Below are 18,089 nucleotides of genomic sequence, written 5' to 3'. Positions count from 1 at the left end.
TCGCGGCGGGCGGCGGTCGGGTGTCGTCCACTGTAACAGAATCCGCCCCGGCCGCCCCCCGGGGGTGGTCGCGATCGGTCATCGTCATGAAGCTCGGGCTCATCGGCGACATCCACGGAGACCTTCGCGCCCTGGACTCGGCCCTGCGGCACCTGGAGACGCTGCGCGTCGACCAGATCCTCTGCACCGGGGACCTGATCGGCTACGGCTACCAGTCCGACGCGGTGGTCGACCGCGTCCGCGAGCTGGCGATCCCCTGCGCCCGGGGCAACCACGACCGCTGGGCGCTGGAGCGCCGCCAGGTGATCGGCGCCCGGGGCTGGAAGCCGGCGACGCTGGCCGACGCCACCTGGGAGTACCTCGACGGCATGCCGGCGGCCCTCTCCTGGACCTCCGGCGGCGTCGTCCTCGAGGTCCACCACGGTTCGCCGGCGAGCGACACCGAGTTCATCACCCCGTACCGGCCGCTGCCGGACTCCATCGTGCAATTCTGGGACCGGACCGACGCCTCGGTCCTGGTTCTGGGTCACACCCACCTGCCGATGATCGACCGCCTCGACGGCCAGGGCACGATCATCAACCCCGGCTCCCTGATGGGGATCCCCGGCGTGCAGACCTCCTACAGCTTCGCCGTGCTGGAGGTCCCCTCGCTGGCCGTCCGCGTCTACGAGGTCCGCACCGGCCGGGAGATCCGACGCGACCCGGTCTTCCTCGACGACGGGGACGGCTGACCGGCCCCGGGCCGATTCGTCGCGTGATCCCGGGCCCGGGGCCGGTAGAATGGGGCGGGGTCGGATCTGCCAGGACATCCCGGAGGCCTCCCGTGCAGGCATCGAAGCGTCCGAGGACGGCCTCCGGTCGGATCGCCCTCGGCTGTGGCGTGGCGTCGGCGACGCTGGCGACGGCGGCGCTGATCGGCTGGGCGACCGGCCGGCCCGCGCTCATGGGGATCCGGGAGGACTACATCCCGATGGCCCCGAACACGGCGCTCGGGTTCCTGACCCTGGGGATCGCCCTGGTCGTGTCCGAGGGGGGTGCGGCCCCGTCCTCGGCCTGGCGGAGGCGATATGCCGGGGCGTCGGCGCTGCTGGCCGGGGCGGTCTGTGCCCTGCGGTTCCTCGAATTCGTCTCGCGCTACGACTTCGGGGTCGACCGCTGGTTCCTCCAGGTGCCGGCCGAGGTGCTCGACCTGGCCCCGGTGGGGGAGATGGCCTTCACCACGGCGGCGGCGTTCCTGGCGTCGAGCGTGGGGCTGGGGATGCTCGCGATCCCCCGGCCCCTGCCGGCCGCCGGGCACGCGGCGGGGATCTGCGGGCTGTCGGCCGGGGCGATGGGACTGGTCTTCGCGCTGGGCTACCTCTACAGCCCGAACGCCCCGCTGCTGTATGGCTCGGGCACGATCCCGATGGCCCTGAACACCGCGGTCGGCTTCCTGCTGCTGGGGGGCGGGCTGGTGGCCTCGGCCGGTCCCCGGTCGTTCCCCCTGGACCGGTTCTCGGGCCCTTCGGTGCGGTCGAGGCTGATGCGGGCCTTCCTGCCGCCGGTGGCGGCGACGGTCTGCCTCGTCGCCTGGCTGACGCCGGAGGTGTCCCGGAGGGCCGGGGGCGCCTCCTCGGCCCTCTCCTCGGCCGCACTGGCCACGGCGGCGACCGTCGTCTTCGGGGTGATCTGCGGCCGGATCGCCTCCCACGTCGGCGGCCAGATCGACCGGGTCGAGGACGAGCTAAGGAGGGCCCGGGACGACCTGGAGGTGAAGGTCGCCGGGCGCACCGCCGAGCTCCGCCGCGCCTTCGACGAGCTGAGCGTCGGCCACGAGGCCCTCCGCCGCGCCCACGACGAGCTGCAGCAGGCCCAGGGCCGGATGCTGGAGCAGGCCAAGATGGCCAGCCTCGGCCAGACGGCCGCCGGCGTTGCCCACGAGATCAACAACCCGCTGGCCTTCGTCTCCAGCAACATGTTCGTGCTCAGGCGGGAGGTCGCCAGCCTGCACGACGTCCTCTGCCTCTACCGGGAGGCCGAGCAGACCCTGGCCCAGTACCGGGGCGAGCTGCACGCCCGGATCCGGGACCTCTGCGAGCAGGTCGACCTGCCCTACGTCCTCGACAACCTCGACCGCATCCTCGACCGCTCCACCGCCGGGCTCAAGCGGATCCAGAAGATCGTCGAGGACCTCCGGGACTTCGCCCGGATCGACGACTCCGACTTCCAGGACGCCGACCTCAACACCGGCATCGTCGCCACCCTGAACATCATGCAGTGCCTGGCCGACCGCCAGGGCGTCTCCCTGAAGTCCGACCTGCGCCCCCTGCCCCGGGTCGTCTGCTACCCGGCCAAGGTCAACCTGGTCGTCCAGAACCTCGTCTCCAACGCCGTCGACGCCTGCCCCCCCGGGGGCGAGGTGGTCGTCTCCACCCGGGCCGCCGAGGGGGCCGTCGAGATCGCCGTGGCCGACACCGGATCCGGCATCGACCCCTCCTTGCGCGAGAAGATCTTCGAGCCCTTCTTCACCACCAAGCCCATCGGCCAGGGGACCGGGCTGGGCCTGTCGATGAGCTACGGCATCGTCCGGGACCACGGCGGCTCGATCGCCTTCGAGCCGGTCCCCGGGGGCGGCTCCCGGTTCACCGTCATCCTTCCCGAGCACGCCGTCAGGCCGATGACGCCCTGCCCGGCGCCGGGCTGAAGGGCCCGGTCCCGACGCGACCGATCACGGTGACTCTCCCGCGAGCCGGAGGACGGCCGCCCGGGCCCGTTCGCGTTGCTGGAAGCCGATCGCGCCCGGTCGACTCAGCCAAGCCGGGATTCCCGACCCAGTTCCTCGTCGGTCAGGTCGAATGCGGCGACGTCGTACTCCCCCAGATTCTGGAGGAAGACCGGCTTCGGCACCCCCGCCAGCGCCGCCCCGGTCGAGAGCCGACCGAGTTCGAACAGCTTCACGGCCCCCGCCAGCCGGGGCTCGACGCCGACCTGCTCCGGCGTCATCCGAAGGGCCGAAAGCACCTCGTCCGGGAGGTCCATGGTAATCTCGATCATCGCTGCCTCCACGTCCCTCGTCATCTCGCATCAGCGGGGGCGGGGCATCGCGCGTCGATTCGACGAGAAGGCCCCGGGGGAGCGGTTACCCCCGGGACCCGGTTCAGACCGCGAAGGGCCTCAAGTAGTTCTCGTGCTCCAGCGGCCGGGGCAGGTCGGAGCAGCCCATCAGCTCGCAGTCGATGGCCTGGGCGGCGTGCCGGCCCTCGGCGATCGCCCAGACGATGAGGCTCTGGCCCCGGGTCATGTCGCCGGCGGTGTAGACCTTCGGCACGCTCGTCCGCTTGGTCTCGGGGTCGGCCTTCACGTTGCCGCGCTCGTCCAGCTCGACGCCGAATCCCTCGACCAGCCGGTTCTTCTCCGGGCCGGTGAAGCCCATCGCCAGCAGCACGAGGTCGGCCGGGTAGTCCCGCTCGCTGCCGGCGACCGGCTCGAACCGCATCCGGCCGCCGTCTCGCACCAGCTCGACCCGGACGGTCTCGAGCGCGGTCACGTGACCATCCTCGCCCCGGAAGCGGACGGTGCTGATGGAGTACTCCCGGCCCCCGCCCTCCTCGTGGGCGCTGGAGGTCTTGAAGGTGTTCCACCACTGCGGCCACGGGTTGGCCGGGTCCCGGGAGTCGGGCGGGCGGGGGACGATCTCGAACTGGTGGACGCTGGCGCAGCCCTGGCGGTGGACCGTGCCCAGGCAGTCGGCCCCGGTGTCGCCGCCGCCGATGATGACGACGTGCTTCCCCTTGGCATCGAAGTCCGGGTCGTCGGTCACGGCGTCGCCGCAGACCCTCTTGTTCTGCACCGGCAGGAAGTCCATCGCGAAGTGGATGCCCTTCAGGTCCCGGCCCTCGATGGGGAGGTCTCGGGCCTGCGTCGCGCCGCAGCAGAGGCAGACGGCGTCGAACTCGGCGAGGATGTCCTGGGGATCGACATCGACGCCGATGTCGACGCCGGCGCGGAAGGTCACGCCCTCGGCCTCCATCTGCCGGATCCGGCGCTCGATCCGCCCCTTCTCCATCTTGAAGTCGGGGATGCCGTAGCGCAGGAGCCCGCCGATGCGGTCGGCCCGCTCGAAGACGGTCACGTCGTGCCCGGCCCGGGCGAGCTGCTGGGCCGCGGCCAGGCCCGCGGGGCCGGAGCCGACGACCGCCACCGCCTTGCCCGTCTTGACCTTCGGCGGCATCGGGACGACCCAGCCCTCGTCCCAGGCCCGGTCGATGATGGCCAGCTCGATCTGCTTGATCGTGACGGCGTCGTCGTTGATGCCCAGCACGCAGCTGGCCTCGCAAGGCGCGGGGCAGAGGGTGCCGGTGAACTCGGGGAAGTTGTTGGTCAGATGCAGGCGGTCGATCGCCTCCCGCCAGTGGTCCCGGTAGACCAGGTCGTTCCAGTCGGGGATCAGGTTCCCCAGCGGGCAGCCCTGGTGGCAGAACGGGATCCCGCAGTCCATGCAGCGGGCCCCCTGGTCCTGCAAGTCGACCACGGGGAGGCTGGTGAAGACCTCCCGGTAGTCCTTGCGGCGCTCGTCGACGGGGCGATACCCGGCGGCCCGTCGGGGCAGTTCCATGAATCCGGTCGGCTTACCCATGGTTGACCTCCAGCGTCAGGCCCGGGTCGCTCGGGCGGTTCGGGGCGGCGTCGGCGCCGAGCCGCTTGCGCTCCAGCAGGAGCCGGCGGTTGCCCTCGGGCAGCACCTTGACGAAGTTGGTGAACGGCCAGTCCCAGTCGTGGCCGTTGCGGGGGACGAGCAGGCCGTCGACCTCGTCGAGCGTGGCCGGGCGGGCGAACCTCGAGAGCATGTCCTCGACGAAGGCGAAGTCGTTCGGCTCGGCCTTGTGCCGCAGGTCGTCCAGCTCGAACTCGCCCCGGGAACGCCTCAGGCCGGTGGCCTCCTCGAAGAGCGAGGCCATGACCTGCTTCTGGCGGTCGAGCACGCGGCGATAGTCCCGCGGCATGACCTTGACGAATTGCGGGACGGCCGAGTCCCAGTCGTTCAGCACCCGGGCGGCCACCACGCTGCCGGTGTAACCGGCGTGCTGGATGAGCAGGTCCCGGACGAGTTCCAGGTCCTCCGACTCGGAGAACGGCTCGACGTCCACCATCTCGGCGTTGCAGCGCGAGCGGAAGTCGCCCGCCTCGTCGAGCACGAAGGCCATGCCGCCGCTCATGCCCGCCGCGAAGTTGCGGCCGGTCGGGCCGAGCACCACGGCCACGCCGCCCGTCATGTATTCACACCCGTGGTCGCCGATCCCTTCCACCACCGCCAGGGCCCCCGAGTTCCGGACGCAGAACCGCTCGCCGGCCCTCCCCCGGAAGAAGGCCCGGCCGGCGGTGGCGCCGTAGAGGACGACGTTGCCGACGAGGATGTTCTCCTCGGCCTTGAAGGTCGCCTCCCTCGGCGGGTAGACGACCACCTTGCCGCCGGAGAGGCCCTTGCCGGTGTAGTCGTTGGCGTCCCCCTCCAGCTCCAGGGTGATCCCCCGGGGGACGAAGGCGCCGAAGCTCTGGCCGGCGGAGCCGTCGAACTTGATGTGGATGGTGTCGTCCGGCAGGCCGGCGCCGCCGTACCGGCGGGTGACTTCGCTGCCGAGGATCGTCCCCACGGTCCGGTTAATGTTGCGGATCGGCACCTCGAAGGCGACCGGCTCTCCCCGCTCCAGGGCGGGCTCGCACTTCGGCACGAGGAAGGTCTGGTCGAGCGACCGGTCGAGGCCGTGGTCCTGCTCGACGACCCGGCGGACGGCCACCCCCGGCGGGGTCTCGGGGCGGTGGAGGATCTTCGAGAAGTCCAGGCCCTTCGCCTTGTAGTGGTCGATGGCCTTCCGCATGTCGAGCGCGTCGCTGCGGCCGATCATCTCGTCCATCGTCCGGAAGCCGAGCTGCGCCATCAGCCCCCGGATCTCCTCGGCGACGAATTTGAAGTAGTTGACCACGTGATCGGCCTTGCCGGCGAACTTGGCCCGCAGCTTCGGGTTCTGCGTGGCGATCCCGACCGGGCAGGTGTCCAGGTGGCAGACCCGCATCATGATGCAGCCCATCACCACCAGCGGCGCGGTGGCGAAGCCGTACTCCTCGGCCCCCAGCAGGGCCGCGATCACCACGTCCCGGCCGGTCTTCATCTGGCCGTCGGCCTGCACGACGATCCGGTCCCGGAGGTTGTTCAGGACCAGCGTCTGCTGCGTCTCGGCCAGGCCCAGCTCCCAGGGGATGCCCGCGTGCTTCAGGGAGGTCAGCGGGCTGGCCCCGGTGCCGCCGTCGAAGCCGGAGATGAGCACCACGTCGCTGTGCGCCTTGGAGACGCCCGCCGCGACGGTGCCCACGCCGACCTCGGCCACCAGCTTCACGCTGATCCGGGCCCTGGGGTTGGCGTTCTTCAGGTCGTGGATGAGCTGCGCCAGGTCCTCGATCGAGTAGATGTCGTGGTGCGGCGGCGGGCTGATGAGCCCCACGCCGGGGGTCGAGAACCGGACCTTGGCGATCCAGGGCCAGACCTTATGGCCGGGGAGCTGTCCCCCCTCGCCGGGCTTGGCCCCCTGGGCCATCTTGATCTGGATCTCGTCCGCGTTGACGAGGTATTCGCTCGTCACCCCGAACCGGCCGGAGGCCACCTGCTTGATCGCCGACCGCTTGCTGTCGCCGCCGGGCAGGGGCGTGAACCGCTCGGGGTTCTCGCCCCCCTCCCCGGTGTTCGACTTGCCGCCGAGCCGGTTCATGGCGATCGCCAGCGTCTCGTGCGCCTCGGCCGAGATCGACCCGTAGCTCATCGCCCCGGTGGCGAACCGCCGGACGATCGACTCGACCGGCTCGACCTCCTCGATGGGCACCGGCGTCCGGTCGCCGAACTTGAACTCGAACAGCCCCCGGAGCGTGCAGAGCCGCTCGTTCTGCTCGTCGACCCGCTTCGAGTACGACTTGAAGACGTCCAGCCGGCCCGCCTTGGTGGCGTGCTGCAGTCGGAAGACCGTCTCCGGGTTGAACAGGTGGAACTCGCCGTCCCGGCGCCACTGGTACTGGCCCCCCTCCTCCAGCATCACCGGCCCGACCTCGCGCTCGGCGAAGGCCCGGCGGTGGTGGAAGAGCGTCTCCTCGGCGACCTCGGCCAGGCCGATGCCCTCGATCCGCGACGCCGTCTTGTCGAAGTACTTGGCCACGAACGCCGAGTTCAGGCCGATCGCCTCGAAGATCTGGGCCCCCCGGTAGCTCTGGATCGTGCTGATGCCCATCTTGGACATCACCTTCACGACCCCCTTCTTGATCGCCTTGCGGTAGCGGGCCACCGCCTCCTCGTGGGTCAGGCCCCGGAGGTAGCCGGTGGCGATCATGTCGTCGAGCGTCTCGAAGGCGACGTAGGGGTTGATCGCCCCGGCGCCGTAGCCGAGCAGCAGGGCGAAGTGGTGCACCTCCCTCGCGTCGCCGCACTCGACCACGAACCCGCACCGCATCCGCAGGCCTTCCCGCACCATGAAGTGGTGCAGGCCCGAGGTGGCCAGCAGCGAGGGGATCGGCGCCAGGTCCCTCGTCACCGACCGGTGCGAGAGGACGATGATGTTCGCCCCGTCCTCGATCGCCCGCTTGGCCTCCTGGAAGATCTCCTCCAGGCGGCGTGCCATCCCCCCGGCCCCCTCGGAGGCGGGGAAGAGCATCGAGATGGTGGCGGACTTGAACCCCCGCCAGCCCTCCAGGACCTTGATCGCCTCGGTCTCGTCGTTGTCGAGCACCGGGGTGTCGAGCCGGATCTGCCGGGCGTTCTCCGGGCCGGGGGCCAGCAGGTTCCCCTCGCCCCCCAGGCCGGTCAGGACCGAGGTGACCAGCTCCTCCCGGATCGCGTCCAGCGGCGGGTTGGTCACCTGCGCGAACAGCTGCTTGAAGTAGTTGAAGATCGGCTGGGGCCGGTCGGAGAGCACCGCCAGGGGGGTGTCCGTGCCCATCGAGCCGATCGCCTCCTCCCCCCGCTCTCCCATCGGGCTGAGGATGTACTTGAGGTCCTCGAGCGTGTAGCCGTAGGCGAGCTGCCGGTGCAGCAGGGTGTCGTGGTCGGGACCGGGGACCTCGCCACGCCGGGGGACCTCCGACAGCCGGGGCATCCCCCGCTCGACCCACTCGCCGTAGGGTTTGGCCGAGGCGAGGGCGTGCTTCAGCTCCTCGTCGCCGACGATCAGGCCCTGCTCCATGTCCACCAGGAACATCTTGCCCGGCTCCAGCCGCCCCTTGAGGACCACGTCCTCCGGCGCGATCTCGTCGAGCATCCCGGTCTCCGACCCCATCACCACCAGGCCGTCCTTGGTGACGGTGTACCGGCTGGGCCTCAGGCCGTTGCGGTCGAGCGTGGCGCCGATGACCCGGCCGTCGGTGCAGGCGATCGACGCGGGCCCGTCCCAGGGCTCCATCAGGCAGGAGTGGAAGGCGTAGAAGTCCTTCTTCTCCCGGGACATGGTCTCGTGGTTCTCCCAGGCCTCGGGCACGAGCATCATCATCGCGTGCGGCAGGCTGTAGCCGGCCTTCACCAGCAGCTCGATGGCGGCGTCGAGGCTGGCGGTGTCGGAGAGCCCCTCGCGGATGACCGGCCTGAGGTGCTCCAGGTCGCCGGGCTCGAACAGGTCGGAGGCGAACAGCGCCTCGCGGGCCCGCATCCAGTTGATGTTCCCCCGCAGCGTGTTGATCTCGCCGTTGTGGGCGATCATCCGGTAGGGGTGGGCCAGCTCCCAGCTCGGGAAGGTGTTGGTGCTGAACCGGGAGTGGAACATGCAGAGGGCGCTGTCGACCCGCTCGTCCCCCAGGTCGTCGGCGTAGTAGTCGATGACCTGCTCGGGGGTGAGCATCCCCTTATACACCAGCGTCCGGCAGGAGAGGCTGGAGAAGTAGAAGAACGCCCGGTCGTCCAGCCCGGCGGCCTCGACGGCGTGCTCGAACCGCTTGCGGACGACGAACAGCTTCCGCTCGAAGGCGTCGGTGTCGTCGCCGAAGCGGGAGCCGACGATCGCGTGCCAGACGCCGGGCTCGACGGCCCTCGCCGTGGCGCCCAGCGAGGAGTTGTCGGTGACGAGCTCCCGCCAGCCGAGCAGCGGCAGGCGCTCCTCCTCGAGGATCTTCTCGAAGATCGCCTTGCCGGCGTCCCGGCGTTCGGGGACCGGCGAGGCGAACATGGCGCCGACGCCGTATCGCCCCGGCCCGGGCAGGTCGATCCCCAGCGGGGCGCAGCGGGCCCTGAGGAATTCGTGGGGGATCTGGATGAGGATGCCGGCGCCGTCCCCGGTGTTGGGCTCGCAGCCCCGGGCGCCCCGGTGGTCGAGGTTGCAGAGGGCGCGCAATCCGTCGCGCACGAGTTTGAACGACCGGCGGCCCTCCAGGTCGACGACGAACCCGACGCCGCAGGCGTCGTGCTCGAGGGCGGGGTCGTAGAGGCCCTGTCGGGGCGGCTGACTCGTGCTCATCGATCTTGCTCCTCCGGACTCCGGACGGCCCTCGGTTCGGCCGGGAGGCGCCGGCCCCGGGGCGGCCCCGCTCGCACGCGTCGAGGGGCCGCCCCGGGGCCGGCGCCCGGCCCCGATCCTCGGGCCGATGCACCAGCATCTGCTCAGCTTTTCTTCGAAACCGGGGCCCGCCCGTCCCGGGGGACCCGGCCGTTCTCGTGCCTCGCCGCCCCGTTGACCGGGGGGGAGGCGGCCGGATCGGGGAGGCCGGGCCGCTCGCCGGCCTCGTCTTCGTCTCGGAGGGCCCGGAGGAACCGGGCACCCGCCAGGCCCAGCGTCGCCTCCCCCCGGTGGATGATCGCCAGCGGGCGGACGAGCGGGTGGTCGGCCAGCGGGACGGCGACGAGGCTGCCCGAGGCGACCTCGCGGTCGAGCGTCGCCCGGGGCAGGATCGCCGCCCCGGCGCCGACCTCGACGGCCCGCTTGATGTTCTCGATGCTGTCGAACTCCAGGCCGGGTTCGACCTGGACCCCCCGACGCTTCAGGTGCCGGTCGATCGCGCGTCGGATCGGCAGCTCCCGATCGTAGTGCACGAACCGGGCCCCGTCGAGCCGGCCGGCGGCGACCCCGGCCGGATCCGCCAGCGGATGGCCGGGGGGCACGGCCAGCACCATCTCCTCGTCCCGCCAGGGGACCACGTCCAGCCCCGGCCACTTCTTCGGGAAGGAGACGATCCCCAGGTCGGCCTCGCCGTCCCGGACCCGCTCGACGACCTCGCTGGGGTGCATGCACTCCAGCCGGCAGTCGGCCAGCGGGTGCCGGGCCCGGAAGGCGGCGATGTGGCCGGTCAGGTGGCCCAGGCCGACCGAGTAGATCGCCGCCACCCGCACCACCCCCTCGATCCGGTCCTCCCGCCCCAGCGCCCGGACCCTCCGCTCGACTTCCTGATACCGCTCGACCAGCTCCAGGCACCCCTCGTAGTAGACCTTCCCGTGCGGCGTCGGCTTCAGGGGCCGCTTGGAGCGGTCGATCAGCTTCGCCCCCAGCCGGTCCTCCAGGTTGTGGACCGCCTGGCTGGCCGTCGATTGGGAGACGCCGTTCTCGGTCGCGCCCCGGGAGAAGCTGGCGAGCCGGACGACGTCGCAGAAGATTTTCAGGGCCTCGAACTGCATCGTCGCGGTGATACCTCGATCGCGGGAGGCCCCGGCGGGCCCCGCTCGTCCGCTCGATCCCGTTGGCGGGGCCCGAATCGGGCCTCCGCCGCTGACCTCGACCCGCCCCCGCCCCGGGGTCGCCCCCTCGGCCGATCGCCCCCGCCTCGCGAGGAGGGCGCCGCGGTATTCGAGATTCCAATAATACACTCGGACATCAGCGGCTTCGTCAATAGCCTAACACGCCGACGGCCGATTTTTTTGGGAAGTCTCCGGTCCAATGCCGGCCCATGAACGGGGTCATGCAGCAGGCCAGGGTGGCTGCCCGGTGCGTTGAAACTCGAGCGGGCCGGTCATCCCGGATGTCCCGGACGATCGGACCTTGGATGCGGCCGGGACGACATGGCCTTGGCGGGCGGCCCCGGCGACTTGGCAAGGGCGCGACGGCCCCGGACCGATCGGTCCAGGGCCGATGTCCGGGGGATCCGGGGAGTGGCGATCATCTCAGGCGTGACGAAGAGGGCGACCGTCCGCTTGGGGAGCGGGGGCCGCCCGGAGGGAGAGGGGAATTGGAGCCGGGGCACGGCTCAGGGGGATCCGGTGGCCTCATCGGCTGCCGGGGACTCGTCCGGTTCCGGGGAGGGGGCCCCCTCGGGCGAATCGGCGGATTCGGCTGCGGGCTCGGCACCGAGGTCGGGGGCCGGGGGCTCGTCGTGATCCGCATCGTCCTCGGACTCGGGCGAGTCGGCCTCTGGGCTCGGCTCGGCGGACGTTTCGAATCCCGAGGGACTCGCCGGAGGAGGAGGGGGGAGCAGCGGGACATCGATGTCGAGGTCAATGACCCCTCCGCCCTCGGGGACCTCGACCACATGTTCCGCGATGCCGAGGTCGCTCCACTCCTGGGGGATGAGTTCCTTCGCGGAGAGCATCCCATGGGGCTTGGCCAAGCCGGAGCGGGGCCCTAGCCCGTAAATGGTACCGTCCTCCCCCACGAGGTAACTGATCGCCACCTTGTAAGAGGCGGCGGCCGCGCCGGGGGTGCCGACGTGGCTGAGGATGTAGGTGCCGTCCTCCTGGGTTTCGCCGACGGCCAGGGTCCCCTTCTCATCGACTTGCAGGAATGTGACCACGGCCTCGGCCAGCGGTTCTCCCTGGACGGTCACCTTGCCGGTGACGGGAAAGAGCTCGGGCGGCGAAGGGAGCGAGTCCTCCACCCCACAGCCCCCCAGGAGGCCGCTCGCCAGACCGAGCGCGAGGGCGATCCACCATCGGTCGTTCATCGAGGCGAACACTCCTTTCGCAACGGATCGATCATCGACATGCGGAGAGGTCCCGAGACATGCCCCTCCCGAAGGGCCGGGGGGGTGACTCGGGACGAACGAGGCCTCACGTTCGTGTGGGTCCCCGGATCAGCTCTTTTCCTTGGACTTGAAGTCCAGGGCGAAGTCAGTCGCTCCGTCCTCGGGGACCTCGATCTCGTGCTCGAAGCTTTGGGGGGGGATGGTTTCCTTCGTCAGCCCCATCAGTTGCTTCTCGAAGGAGGCCTTCGCGAATTCGGGCGGGACCTGGAAGTTCTTCGGGGGCTCGATCTCCTCGGTCTTGCTGACCAGGACTCGGTAGGTCCCCGGGGACAGGCCATTGCGGCCCTTGTAGGTCATCATGAAGTTGCCGTTGGGGCCGGAGACGTCTGACCCCGCGGTCGCCAACACGTTGCCCGCGGCCGGGACGAAGGAGAGCGTGGCGCCCTCGAGCGGCTCTCCGTCCAGGGTCACGACGCCGGAAACCGGGACGAGCTTTGGGCCCCCTCCGCAGCCGGCGACGATGAGGGCCACGATTACGGATACAGTCACGGAGAGGCGGATTGCGATGGATCGTAGCGACATGGTGGATTCCTTGATTGCTCCATTCGGCCCGAGGCCCCCGACCCACATTCCCCGGCGGAGGAGGGGGTCGGCCTGGGCTTCCGGCCCCCCGACCGTGTCGGGCCGTGGACGCGATCGACGAACGCGCCCACGGCCATCGCATCGGGCCCCCGGCCACCGAACAGGCAGGACGGGGGCCCTCGGGCGGCTGAACGGCGTGGACAGGGGGGACGCCCCCACCCGGGAGGCTCGTCAGTACGTGTCGGCGCTGAGCACCTCACCACCGCGGATCGTCTGCAACGAATACCACGTGTACGGGTTGATCGTGTCCTTGATGAACCGGACGCTCCCGTCACCCATGCAGACGTTGATCCCTCCGGGGTGCTCGCTCGACATCACCCAGGCGTAGGAACCGCGCTTGTTCTTCTCGCAACTCAGCGTTCCGTCCTGATTGCCCCAGGGGGCGTTCGGGGTCGACTTCGGGGCGAGAGTCGAGGTCGGCGGCCAGACCACCAGGTGGGTCGAGGTGTGCGTGCCGGACCCCCAGTAGGGGCCGAAGTAGAAGAAGCTGGCGCACCAGTTGATCGTGTTCTGGGATTTCTCGCCGATCATCACCGTGTTGCTCAGGCCGTCCTTGACATCCCTCAGGCCGGTCGAGGCGTCGGAGTAGAACATGGCCCGGTCGGTGGGCAGGCTCGGCGTGCCTGGGGTGAGGCAGTTGTACTCGGTGTATTGCCCGGTCGCGGTGCCGTAGTTGCTCCGACGGGCCTCCTGCATGCTGTACGGGCCGAAGTTGGTCACGTCGTAGTTCTCGACGCGTGCCTCCTGGTCGGACGGGCAGGCATACGACGACACGAGGGAGCCGACCACGGTGGTGTTCACGAACGCGCTGCCGGCCAGGGCCGCCTGGCCGGGCGCCCCGTACCACGAACTGTTGGACGACGTCTGCTGGAAGTTGTAGGCGTTGAATAACTGCGACTGCTCCACATAGCCGAGGATCATGGAGAAGGCCGTGGTGTTGAGGATCGTCCCGGTCGTGTTGCTCGAGTAAGTGCCCGTGCACGAACCCGAGCGGATCTTCGGCGGCGGCAGCGCCTGGTTGCTCGACTCATAGTTGTGCAGCGCCAGGCCGATCTGCTTCATGTTGTTGGTGCACTGGGCCCGGCGGGCGGCCTCGCGCGCCGCCTGGACGGCCGGCAGCAGCAGGGCGATGAGCACGCCGATGATGGCGATGACCACGAGCAGCTCGATCAGCGTGAAGCCGCGGGCGATCCGGGTGCGGGGTCGGGTGTGACCTGATCGGATCATGCGAATGTGCTCCGGTTTCAGGACGGGGTGGAACGGCCCTACGGGTGCCCTCACGGACGGGAAGCCCGGCGGACGTCCGATTCTGGGAGCAATCTGGGCGACACCGCGGGAGGGCGGGTCGGCCCGGTGGGAACATCGGCGATCATGCCGGGTGCGTCGGAGAGGGACGCACCGAGTGGTGATGTCAGGAAGGACTCGGACCGATTCCGGCCATCGCAATCCTCCCGCACGTCCTTGGGCCACGAGACGAGGCGAGCCGGACGATCGGGGGGTGGGTGACCTCGGGTCTGGGCGTCAGTCTTCGAGGATGTCTTCCGGCGACCGGAATGTGATCGCCGGAATCGGCCGTCGAGCTTAATGAGACGACCGATCGAGGATTAACTTCTCATGGAGGATAAGGTCTGTCAACAGGATTCTTGCACAAGGATTGGAGCCTCCCGGCCGCCGCCCGCAGGGGCCCCACCGGCCGGGAAATTCGGTGGCGGCCGCGGTCCTCGGCCTCCCGGCCGACCCCCGATCCCCGGGTCGAGTCGAGGCCCCGGCCGCCCGACGGCTGAACTGCCGGGGCCGATCGGGGTACACTGGTCCGGTCGAGCCGTCGCGACGGGACCCGAAGCGCCGGCCCGCCCCCCGCAACGACCGGCTTCCTCGCAGGACCGACCATGATCCACGTCATCGCCGCGATCACCGCCCGGCCCGGCCGGAGGGACGAGCTGATCGCCGGCTTCCGCTCGATCCTCGAGCCCGTCCGGGCCGAGGATGGCTGCATCGAGTACGGCACCGCCGTCGACCTCGACACCGACATCCCGGCCCAGGCCCCCGGCCGCCCCGACGTCGTCACGGTGGTCGAGAAGTGGGAGAGCCTCGACCACCTCAAGGCCCACCTGAAGGCGCCACACATGGAGGAGTTCCGCTCCCGGGTCAAGGAGATCGTCGCCGGCACGTCGCTCACCATCCTCGAGCCGGCCTGAGCCGCCCACCGCCGTCCCCGATCGCCGGGCCCGGGACTCGGGTTCGCGCCGCCGGCGGGGCCGGTTAGAGTGCGGCCTCGACTCGGGGTGCCGCCGCGCGCGGCGCCGGACGCCCGTCGGACGGAATCCGCATCGATCGAGGGAGGGAACCCGATGACGCGCCGGATCGCGGTCCTGAACCAGAAGGGGGGCGTTGGCAAGACGACCACCACGGTCAACCTCGCCGCCGCCCTGGCCAGGGAGGGGCACCGGACGCTGGTGCTGGACCTCGACCCCCAGGCCCACGCCACGCTGCACCTCGGCCTGATGCCCGGCCGGTCGGGGCCGTCGCTCTACGAGGTGCTCACCCAGGGGCTTCCCCTGGCCGACGTCCGCCGGCAGGTGGCCGACGACCTGTTCGTCTGCGGCAGCCACATCGACCTCGCCGCCGCCGAGGTCGAGCTGATCGGCACCGTCGGCCGGGAGGTCATCCTCCGCGACCAGCTCGCCGCCGACGAGGAGTCGTATGAATTCGTGCTGATGGACTGCCCCCCCTCGCTCGGCATCCTCACCCTCAATGCGCTCTGCGCCGCCCGGGAGGTCTTCATCCCGCTGCAGGCGCACTTCCTGGCGCTGCACGGCCTGTCGAAGCTGCTGGAGACGATCCACCTGGTCAGCAAGCGGGTGAACCGGGACCTCCGGGTCTCCGGCGTGGTGCTCTGCCTCTACGAGTCGGGCACCCGGCTCGGGGCCGAGGTGGTGGAGGACCTGGAGAAGTTCTTCGAGGCGAGGAAGCGGGCCCCCAGCTCCCCCTGGTCCGAGGCCGAGGTCTTCCGGTCCCGGATCCGCCGCAACATCCGGCTGGCCGAGTGCCCCAGCTTCGGCCAGTCGATCTTCCAGTACGCCCCCTCCAGCCGGGGGGCCTCCGACTACGCCTCGCTCGCCGGGGAGATCCAGGGCCGGGCCCCCTCCGGCACCTGGGCGGCGGCCGACCGCCCCGCCGCCCCGGCCGAGCCCGACTCCGACGGGGAGGTCCCCGCCGCCGGGCGGCCGGCGGGCGACCCCGCCTCGGCCCCGGCCGCCTGATGTCGATGTGAAGGCAGTTTGATGCGATGGATCGGCATCGACGAGGCCGGATACGGCCCCAACCTCGGCCCGATGGTGATGGCCGCCGTCGCCGCCGAGGGGCCCGGCCCCGCTCGCCCCGACCTCTGGGGGGACTGCGCCCTCGGCGTCTGCCGGGCCGGGGTCCGGGGCCCCCGGCTCTGGGTCGACGACTCCAAGCGCCTCTACCGAGGGGGCGTCGGCCTCGACCGGCTGGAGGCCGCCGCCCTCGCCGCGATCGACGCCTGCGGCCTCCCCGGGCCCGGCACGCTCTCGGGCCTGCTCCGGGCGCTCGGCGTCGACCCCGAGCGTGAGGCCGAGCTGCGCCCCTGGATCCCCGAGGGGGGGGATCCGCCCGTCCCCCGGCCGTCGTCGGCCGGGCGGGTCGCCTCGGCGATCCGGCTCGGGGCCTTCTCGGGACGCCCCTGGCGGATCGAGGCGATCCGGGGCGTCGTGCTCGGCCCGAGGCGGTTCAACCACCTCCTGGGGGAGTCCGGCAGCAAGGCGAGCGTCCACGCCTCCGCCTTCGCCGGGCTGCTGCGGTGGGCCTGGGACCGCTCGGCCGACGGCGAGCCGACGCTCATCCGGGGCGACAAGCACGGCGGCCGGCACTTCTACGGCCCCCTGATCCGGGCCGCCCTGCCCCCGTGCTCCGTGGTCGCCGAGGCCGAGGGGCCGGGCCTCAGCCGGTACGCCATCCGGGGGGAGGGCCGGGCGATCGCCGTCGAGCTGCTGCCCCGGGCCGACGCCGACGACGGCCTCGTCGCCCTGGCCTCGATCGCCTGCAAGCTCGTCCGGGAGCACTGGATGGCCGCCTTCAACGCCTACTGGGCGTCGAGGGTGCCCGGACTGAAGGCCAGCGCCGGCTACCCGGTCGACGCGGCCCGGTTCCGCCGGGAGCTGCTCGACCGCCTCCCCGAGCCCGATCCGCCGCCCTCCTGCTGGTGGCGCCAGAAGTAGGCCAACGGCCCCCGCGAGGCCGCCGCTCGGATCGGGCTTGCGATCCCCCGCCCCGTCCCCGGATCATGGGGGCCTCCCTTCCCCCCGCCCCGGGGGCCGGAGACGCGGGCCGGACCGCGTCGGGTGCCCCGGGGGATCGGGGGCGACCGGCCGACGATCGGGCCGGGCCGAGGCGAGGCGACGCAACCCGATGGACCCGATGAGCCGCTCGAACGACCACTACGCCGACGTGCAGGGCCGCCCCCTCCGCTACTCCTTCTGGGCCGGGGCGCTGCAGATCCGGGGGGCGGTCACGCTCCGGGTCCTCGGCGACGTGATCTCCTTCGGCGTCCTGTCCGCCCTGGTGGTGCTCGCCTCCCGATACGCCGAGCACCGCTTCGACATCCACGTGGGAGTGACCGTCGGGCCCTTCGAGGCCGCCGGCACGGTGCTCGGCCTGCTGCTGGTGCTCCGCTCCAACGCCGGGTACGACCGCTGGTGGGAGGCCCGCAAGCTCTGGGGGGGCATCGTCAACCAGTCCCGCAACCTCGCCTCTTCGGCCCTCTGCTACGGCCCCGACGACGAGGCCTGGCGCACCCAGTTCATCCGGTGGGCCGCCGCCTTCCCCCACGTCATGCGCAGCAGCCTCCGGGGCCGCAGGTCCCTGCCCGAGGTCGCCGTCCTGCTCGGCGAGGCCGAGGCCGACCGCATCGCCTCGGCCGACCACATGCCCGACGTCGTCGCCGTCGAGCTGGCCCGGATGCTCCGGGAGGCCCGGGACCGGGGCATGGACCCCATGGCCTTCTACCAGGCCGAGCACCAGCGCGGCCTGCTCGTCGACCACCTCGGCGGCTGCGAGCGCATCCTCGCCACCCCCCTGGCCCGCTCCTCGGCCATCCAGGTCCGGCGCTTCATCCTGCTGTTCCTCTCCTCGCTCCCCTTCGCGCTGCTGCACGAGTTCCAGGCCGACCCCGACATGAGCTTCATGGACCGCGCCCTCGGCTCCTACGACTGGCTGATCCCGCTCTACGTCATGCTCGTCTCCTACCCGCTGCTGTCGCTCGACCGCATCGGCATGGAGCTGCAGAACCCCTTCGACACCCGGCGCATCGACCACCTCCCCATCGACGACATCTGCTCGACCATCGAGCGCAACCTCCTGGGCATGCTCCTGGGAGACCCCTCCGGCCACGGCCCCCACCCCGCCGCCCTCGGCACCCTCGGGCCCAACGAGACGCACATCTCCTAGCCGCCGGGTCCCTCCACCTCCCGGGAGTCGCCGGCGGGAGGACTGCCGGGATCCCGGGGTGCCAGGGAAAGGGCCCGTCTCGGGCGGGG

General features: G+C 71.1%; 13 protein-coding genes. 6 read left to right on the top strand and 7 right to left on the bottom strand.

Going from position 1 to position 18,089, the window contains the following annotated elements; all coding sequences use genetic code 11:
* Positions 1–86: 86 nt before the first annotated feature.
* On the top strand, positions 87–731 hold the full coding sequence (locus ElP_RS11545; RefSeq protein ID WP_145269395.1) for a metallophosphoesterase family protein: 645 nt from the start codon (positions 87–89) through the stop codon (positions 729–731).
* A 92-nt stretch (positions 732–823) separates the two neighbouring features.
* Positions 824–2,683, top strand: a complete 1,860-nt coding sequence (locus ElP_RS11540; RefSeq protein WP_145269393.1) for a sensor histidine kinase — start codon at positions 824–826, stop codon at positions 2,681–2,683.
* A gap of 104 nt (positions 2,684–2,787) precedes the next feature.
* Here ElP_RS11540 and ElP_RS11535 read toward each other — a convergent pair whose 3' ends face one another.
* From ElP_RS11535 to ElP_RS11505, 7 genes are all read right to left on the bottom strand, one after another.
* The gene (locus ElP_RS11535) at positions 2,788–3,033 is read right to left on the bottom strand and encodes a UPF0175 family protein (RefSeq protein ID WP_145269391.1); all 246 of its coding nucleotides are present in this window, start codon (positions 3,031–3,033) and stop codon (positions 2,788–2,790) included.
* A gap of 103 nt (positions 3,034–3,136) precedes the next feature.
* Positions 3,137–4,615 (bottom strand): glutamate synthase subunit beta, encoded by a 1,479-nt coding sequence (locus ElP_RS11530; protein WP_145269389.1) that lies wholly within the window; start codon positions 4,613–4,615, stop codon positions 3,137–3,139.
* On the bottom strand, positions 4,608–9,458 hold the full coding sequence (gene gltB / locus ElP_RS11525) for a glutamate synthase large subunit (RefSeq protein ID WP_145269387.1): 4,851 nt from the start codon (positions 9,456–9,458) through the stop codon (positions 4,608–4,610). Before gltB ends, ElP_RS11530 begins: the two co-directional genes overlap by 8 nt.
* A 143-nt stretch (positions 9,459–9,601) precedes the next feature.
* On the bottom strand, positions 9,602–10,609 hold the full coding sequence (locus ElP_RS11520; protein ID WP_145269385.1) for a LysR family transcriptional regulator: 1,008 nt from the start codon (positions 10,607–10,609) through the stop codon (positions 9,602–9,604).
* 566 nt (positions 10,610–11,175) lie between these two features.
* Positions 11,176–11,868 (bottom strand): hypothetical protein, encoded by a 693-nt coding sequence (locus ElP_RS11515; protein ID WP_145269383.1) that lies wholly within the window; start codon positions 11,866–11,868, stop codon positions 11,176–11,178.
* Between the two features lie 129 nt (positions 11,869–11,997).
* Positions 11,998–12,471: a carboxypeptidase-like regulatory domain-containing protein gene (locus tag ElP_RS11510; RefSeq protein WP_145269381.1), complete on the bottom strand. Its 474-nt coding sequence runs from the start codon at positions 12,469–12,471 to the stop codon at positions 11,998–12,000.
* Positions 12,472–12,702: 231 nt separating this feature from the next.
* Positions 12,703–13,758 (bottom strand): DUF1559 domain-containing protein, encoded by a 1,056-nt coding sequence (locus ElP_RS11505; protein ID WP_145269379.1) that lies wholly within the window; start codon positions 13,756–13,758, stop codon positions 12,703–12,705.
* 662 nt (positions 13,759–14,420) lie between these two features.
* On the opposite strand from ElP_RS11505, the gene ElP_RS11500 reads away from it, so the two are divergent.
* The 4 genes from ElP_RS11500 (at position 14,421) to ElP_RS11485 (ending at position 18,000) form a co-directional block, all read left to right on the top strand.
* Positions 14,421–14,729 carry a putative quinol monooxygenase gene (locus ElP_RS11500; RefSeq protein WP_145269377.1) on the top strand — a complete coding sequence of 103 codons (309 nt, stop codon included), beginning with the start codon at positions 14,421–14,423 and terminating at the stop codon, positions 14,727–14,729.
* A gap of 153 nt (positions 14,730–14,882) precedes the next feature.
* Entirely contained in the window at positions 14,883–15,794 is a 912-nt protein-coding gene (locus ElP_RS11495; protein ID WP_145269375.1) for a ParA family protein, read from the top strand.
* Between the two features lie 21 nt (positions 15,795–15,815).
* Positions 15,816–16,772, top strand: coding sequence for a ribonuclease H family protein (locus ElP_RS11490; protein WP_145269373.1), 957 nt, complete (start codon positions 15,816–15,818; stop codon positions 16,770–16,772).
* A 199-nt stretch (positions 16,773–16,971) separates the two neighbouring features.
* Positions 16,972–18,000, top strand: coding sequence for a bestrophin family protein (locus tag ElP_RS11485; protein ID WP_145269371.1), 1,029 nt, complete (start codon positions 16,972–16,974; stop codon positions 17,998–18,000).
* Positions 18,001–18,089 lie beyond the last annotated feature (89 nt).

Origin of the sequence: Tautonia plasticadhaerens, from assembly GCF_007752535.1 — a bacterium.
In the GTDB taxonomy this organism is placed as follows: Bacteria; Planctomycetota; Planctomycetia; order Isosphaerales; family Isosphaeraceae; genus Tautonia; species Tautonia plasticadhaerens.
The sequence above is the reverse complement of the archived record's forward strand: the minus strand, read 5'-3'. Positions and strand labels throughout refer to the sequence as shown.